The organism is Mycobacterium sp. (genome assembly GCF_049281135.1).
In the GTDB taxonomy this organism is placed as follows: Bacteria; Actinomycetota; Actinomycetes; order Mycobacteriales; family Mycobacteriaceae; genus Mycobacterium.
Window position 1 is genome coordinate 1 of sequence record NZ_JBAPRN010000464.1, and the last position, 6,025, is coordinate 6,025.

4 protein-coding genes and 1 pseudogene are annotated in these 6,025 nt (G+C 66.9%); 3 read left to right on the top strand and 2 right to left on the bottom strand.

Annotated elements, in window-relative coordinates; genetic code table 11:
• The coding region (locus WAN02_RS18710; RefSeq protein ID WP_422265738.1) for a helicase-associated domain-containing protein at positions 1-2,177 on the top strand (2,177 nt) is incomplete at its 5' end.
• A gap of 77 nt (positions 2,178-2,254) precedes the next feature.
• A complete protein-coding gene (locus WAN02_RS18715) occupies positions 2,255-3,904 on the top strand; it encodes a DNA repair helicase XPB (protein ID WP_422265739.1) in 1,650 nt (549 codons plus the stop codon).
• On the opposite strand, the gene WAN02_RS18720 is transcribed toward WAN02_RS18715, so the two are convergent.
• Positions 3,901-5,046: a thiolase family protein gene (locus WAN02_RS18720; protein WP_422265740.1), complete on the bottom strand. Its 1,146-nt coding sequence runs from the start codon at positions 5,044-5,046 to the stop codon at positions 3,901-3,903. The genes WAN02_RS18715 and WAN02_RS18720 overlap by 4 nt on opposite strands.
• 13 nt (positions 5,047-5,059) lie before the next feature.
• A complete protein-coding gene (locus WAN02_RS18725; protein WP_422265741.1) occupies positions 5,060-5,473 on the bottom strand; it encodes a Zn-ribbon domain-containing OB-fold protein in 414 nt (137 codons plus the stop codon).
• Between the two features lie 179 nt (positions 5,474-5,652).
• On the opposite strand from WAN02_RS18725, the pseudogene WAN02_RS18730 reads away from it, so the two are divergent.
• A pseudogene (locus WAN02_RS18730) lies at positions 5,653-6,025 on the top strand (ABC transporter permease); the annotation flags it as partial.

Consider the following 6,025-nt stretch of genomic DNA (forward strand, 5'->3'; position numbering starts at 1 on the left):
TGCGGCCCGACCTCGCCCAGCCGCCACCGGGCAGCATCGCTGCGCTGGCCGCCCGCGCTCAGGCTCGCCAGTCGCTGAAGGCTGCCAGCGACGAGTTGGATTTCCTGCGGTTGTCGCTGATCGACGCGCTACTGGTACTACAAGCCGACACCGCGTCGGTGCCCGTCGCCAAGCTGCTCACGCTGATCGGCGAACGGGCACCCGAAGCCGAGGTCCTCGACGCGCTCGACGACTTGAAGCAACGCGCCCTGGTCTGGGGTGACGTCGAGCTGCGGCTGGCTCCCGACGCCGGAGCCGGCCTGCCGTGGCACGTCGGACAGGTGACCCTGGAAGACGCCTCCCAGAATGCAGAGCAGATCGCCGGGCTGATCGATGGCCTCGACGAGCCGCAGCGCGAGCTGCTGGATCGACTGCTCGAAGGCTCCCCGCTCGGCCGTACCCGCGACGCCGCACCCGGAGCTCCGGCGGATCGCCCCGTGCCGCAACTACTCTCGATTGGGCTGTTGCGGCGTATCGATGCGGACACGGTGATCCTGCCACGCCACGTCGGGCAGGTGCTGCGCGGCGAGGAACCCGGGCCGGTGCGGCTGGCCGCACCCGATCCGGTGGTGTCCGGCACGACGCCGGCCGACGCAGACGCCGCGGCCGGTGGCGCCATCATCGACCTGCTGCGCGAACTCGACGTACTCCTCGAAACACTCAGCGCTGCACCGATTTCCGAGCTACGCAGCGGCGGCCTGGGGGTACGTGAGGTTCGGCGGCTGGCCAAAATCACCGGCGTCGACGAGGCCCGGCTCGGCTTGATTCTCGAACTGGCCGCAGCCGCGGGTCTGATCGCCAGCGGCATTCCCGATCCGCTGCCCCTCGGCGGCGAGCCGCCATACTGGGGGCCGACGGTGACCGCCGACCGGTTCACCGAGGCGACCACCGCCGAACGCTGGCATCTGCTGGCCACCACCTGGCTCGACCTGGCGGCCAGGCCGGCGCTGATCGGCAGCCGCGGTCCTGACGGCAAACCCTATGCAGCGCTGTCGGATTCGCTGTACTCGACGGCCGCCCCGCTGGACCGTCGGCTCTTGCTCGACATGCTGGCTCAATTGCCGCCCGGCGCCGGGGTGGACAAGAACACCGCGTCGGCCGCGTTGATCTGGCGGCGGCCGCGGTGGTCCAAGCGGCTACAGCCTGGGCCGGTCGCCGATTTAATGGACGAAGCGCAAACGCTCGGACTGGTCGGCCGCGGCGCGATCAGCACCCCGGGCCGAGTCTTCATCGCCGGCGTCGACGACCGGGATGCGATCGCCGCCATGGCGCGGGTACTGCCCCCGCCAATCGATCACTTTCTCGTACAGGCCGACTTGACCGTCGTCGTGCCCGGTCCGCTGCAGCGCCATCTGGCAGAGGAACTCTCAGCGGTGGCCACCGTCGAGTCCGCAGGCACGGCAATGGTGTACCGCGTCAGTGAACAGTCGATCCGGCACGCCCTCGATATCGGCAAGACCGCCGACGAATTGCATAACCTGTTCCACAAGAACTCCAAAACTCCTGTGCCGCAAGGCCTGACATACCTGATCGACGATGTCGCACGGCGGCACGGGCAATTGCGGATCGGGATGGCCGCATCATTCGTGCGCTGCGAAGATCCGACGCTGCTCGCCCAGGCGGTAGCCGGCGCCGAACATCTCGGCCTGCGGGTACTGGCACCGACCGTGGCGATCTCGCAGGCGCCGATCAGCGAAGTGCTCGCGACCCTGCAGGACGGCGGATTCGCTCCGGCCGCCGAGGACTCCACCGGCGCCATCGTCGATATCCGGGCCCGCGGAGCGCGAGTTCCCACGCCGCAGCGCCACCGCCCACACCGGCCGACGCCGCACCCGAGCAACGAAACCCTCGGCGCGGTCGTCGCGGTGCTGCGCAAAGTGACCGCGGCGCCGTTCGGCAGCGTCCGGATCGACCCGGCGGTTGCCATGTCGCTGCTGCAGCGAGCCGCTCGGCAGGACGAGACGGTGCTGATCAACTACGTCGACGCCGCCGGGGTGGCCACGCAGCGGGTGGTATCGCCGATCACGGTGGCCGGCGGTCAGCTGGTGGCGTTCGATTCGGCCTCCAGCCGGGCCCGCGAGTTCGCCATCCACCGCATCACCTCGGTCGTACCGGCCGACGACCAGGACCGACGTTAGATGTCGGCGGCTTACGGATAATGGAGACATGCCGCGGGCGACGATGCAGAGCGGAGCGATGAGGAGGAGCGGCGCGAGTGACTGACGGACCGTTGATCGTGCAATCCGATAAGACGGTGCTGCTCGAAATCGACCACGAGCTCGCCGGTGCGGCGCGCGCCGCGATCGCACCGTTCGCGGAGCTGGAACGCGCCCCCGAGCACGTGCACACCTACCGGATCACGCCACTGGCGTTGTGGAATGCCCGCGCTGCGGGCCACGACGCCGAGCAGGTCGTCGATGCCCTGGTCAGCTTTTCCCGTTACGCCGTTCCGCAGCCGTTGCTGGTCGACATCGTCGACACGATGGCCCGCTACGGCCGGCTGCAGCTGGTGAAAAGCCCGGTTCACGGACTGACCCTGGTGAGCCTGGACCGCGCGGTGCTCGAAGAAGTGCTGCGCCACAAGAAGATTGCACCGATGCTGGGCGCCCGCATCGACGATGACATCGTGGTCGTGCATCCCAGCGAACGCGGCCGGGTCAAGCAAATGCTGCTCAAAATCGGCTGGCCCGCTGAGGATCTGGCCGGCTACGTCGACGGCGAGGCGCATCCGATCAGCTTGGCGCAGGACGGCTGGCACCTGCGCGACTACCAGGAGATGGCGGCCGACTCGTTCTGGGCGGGCGGCTCGGGCGTGGTGGTCCTGCCGTGTGGCGCCGGCAAGACGCTCGTCGGCGCGGCCGCGATGGCGAGGGCCAGCGCGACGACACTGATCCTGGTGACCAACACCGTCGCGGGACGTCAGTGGAAACGCGAACTGATCGCCCGAACGTCGTTGACCGAGGAAGAGATCGGCGAATATTCGGGCGAGCGCAAGGAAATTCGACCGGTCACGATCGCGACCTATCAGGTGATCACCCGTCGCACCAAGGGCGAATACCGCCATCTGGAGCTGTTCGACAGCCGCGACTGGGGGCTGATCATCTACGACGAGGTGCACCTGTTGCCGGCACCGGTCTTCCGGATGACGGCCGACCTGCAGTCTCGGCGACGGCTTGGGTTGACCGCGACGCTGATCCGCGAGGACGGCCGCGAGGGCGATGTGTTTTCGTTGATCGGCCCGAAGCGCTATGACGCGCCCTGGAAAGACATCGAAGCACAGGGCTGGATCGCTCCGGCTGAGTGCGTCGAGGTGCGGGTCACGATGACCGACAGCGAGCGGATGACGTACGCCACCGCCGAGCCCGAAGAGCGCTACAAGCTGTGCTCGACGGCGCATTCGAAAATCGCGGTGGTCAAGTCGATTTTGGAACGCCACCCCAACGAGCCGACTCTGGTGATCGGCGCCTACCTGGATCAACTCGACGAGCTCGGCGACGTGCTCGGCGCCCCGGTGATCCAGGGGTCGACCAAGACCGCCGAACGCGAGGAGCTGTACGACGCGTTCCGCCGCGGCGAGGTGAGCACCCTGGTGGTTTCCAAGGTGGCCAACTTCTCCATCGACTTACCGGAAGCCGCTGTCGCGGTGCAGGTTTCGGGAACGTTTGGATCACGGCAGGAGGAGGCGCAGCGGCTCGGCCGGTTGCTGCGACCCAAGGCCGACGGTGGCGGCGCGATCTTCTATTCGGTGGTGGCCCGCGACAGCCAGGACGCCGAGTACGCCGCGCATCGACAGCGCTTTCTGGCCGAGCAGGGCTACGGCTACATCATCCGCGACGCCGACGACCTACTGGGGCCGGCAATCTAGAGCGACAGGATGGTCGCCGACGCGGTGCCGGGTGCGCCGTACACCTGTGCCAGCCCGACGCGCGGGTTACCAGGCACCTGACGCTCGCCGGCCTCGCCGCGCAGCTGGGAGACCAGCTCATACACCTGGCGCAGGCCAGACGCACCGATCGGCTCGCCGTTGGCGATCAGCCCGCCATCGGTGTTGACCGGAATCGAGCCGTGGATCTCGGTGGCGCCGTCGGCGACCAGCTTCTCCTGCTCGCCGTCGGCGCACAGACCGGTCTCGGCCATGTGGATGACCTCGGCGCCGGCGTCGGTGTCCTGCAGCTGGGCGACGTCGACATCCTCGGGCCCGATGCCCGCGGCTTCGTAGGCGGCTTTGGCCGCATACACCGTCGGTGAGACGTCCTCGTCCAACGGGGCGAACGTCGCGTGCACCTCGTAGGCGCCGAAGGTCCGGGTGCGGATCTCGGTGGCACGCACGTACACCGGCTTGTCGGTGAACTTGTTGGCGATGTCGGCGCGGCACATGATCACCGCGGCGGCGCCCTCGTCGGGCGCGCAGAACATGTACTGCGTCAACGGGTAATTCAGCACCGTCGAGTTGAGGATCTGATCTTCTGGGATTGCCTTGCGGCGGAAAGCATTCGGGTTGATCGCGCCGTTGCGGAAGTTCTTCGCGGCGACCTTGGCCAAAGTGGCCTGGGAGATGTTGTGGTCGTGCAGATACTTGTTCGCCTTCATCCCGAAGAACTTGGTGGTGACGAACTGCCCGTTGTTGGCATACCACTGCGGCAGGGCCAGTTTGGCCGGGTCGTCGGTGAACGCGCCGCGCGGGTGCTTATCCAACCCGATCGCGATGCCGATGTCGTACTTACCCAACCGGATGGTGTCGGCGGTCTGCTGAATGGCACTCGCCGCGGTGGCGCACGCATTGAACACGTTGGTGAACGTGATGCCCGTCAGCCCGACCAGCCGGGTCACCGCATCGGGGTTGGACACCTCGTGGCTGCCACCGAAGCCGAACTGGATGTCTTTCCAGCCGACCCCGGCATCCTTCAACGCGAACTGGATGGCTTCGGCCCCCATCTGCATCGCGGTCTTCTCGAACCTGCCGAATGGGTGAAGGCCCACACCGATGATGGCTACATCGTTACTCACAGCGAGTTGCTCCTTAGACCGGCTGGAACGCGAAGGTGACGATCTCGTTGCCGTCCGCGTCGGTGGTGAACGGAATCATGGTGAGCTCGACCTGCTGTCCGAACTTCAACTTGGCCGGATCGTTTTCGGTCAGCCGACCCTCGACGCGGATCACGTCACCGAGCTGAACCAAGCCCACCCCGAACGGCACGAAGTCGTCACCGGTCGGACCGGCGTACGGGGCTCCGGGCGGGAAGCCCTGTGTGGTCCACGCGACCAGGGTTCCGCTGCGCGGCAGCAAGTGCTCCGACATCGACGAACCGCTGCAGCGAGGGCAGAGCTCCTGCACCGGGAAGGTGGTGGCCGCGCAGTCGCCGCATTGGCTTCCGATCAACTGCGGGTTGTCATCAGGCCAGGTAGAGATGGTGGGGTCGATTGCCTTCTGCATCGAGAGATCCTCCGTCAGCCGCCGCTTCGATAATGGGCTCACCAAACCGTACAACAGCATTCCGCAAAAGCGGAAACCGCATTCTCATTGTCGTTCGCGGCGCCCGATCTGCAGCGGTTTTCCCTTCACACGGAGTCAAACCCTTCAGCGCGACGGGCGGGTCTGCCAGCGTCTTCGCAATGACCGTCACCGATTCGGCGGCACCGGCAGTCACCAATGTCTGGGACACGCATCGATGGAGCATCCTGCGCTGGTCGTCACCGGTGCTGCTCGTAGTGGTGTGGCAACTGTTCAGCGCCACCGGTCTCATCCCGGGCGACGTCCTGCCGGCACCGCAGCTGATCTTCGACGCCGGGCTGCAACTGATCCAGAACGGCAAACTGGTCGAGGCCCTCGAGGTATCCGGGCTGCGGGTCGTCGAGGGCCTGCTGCTCGGCGGCCTCGTCGGGGTCGCCCTGGGTGTGGCCGTCGGGATGTCGCCATGGGTTGAGGCCACCGTCGATCCGCCCCTGCAGATGTTGCGCGCGCTGCCGCACCTGGGATTGATTCCGC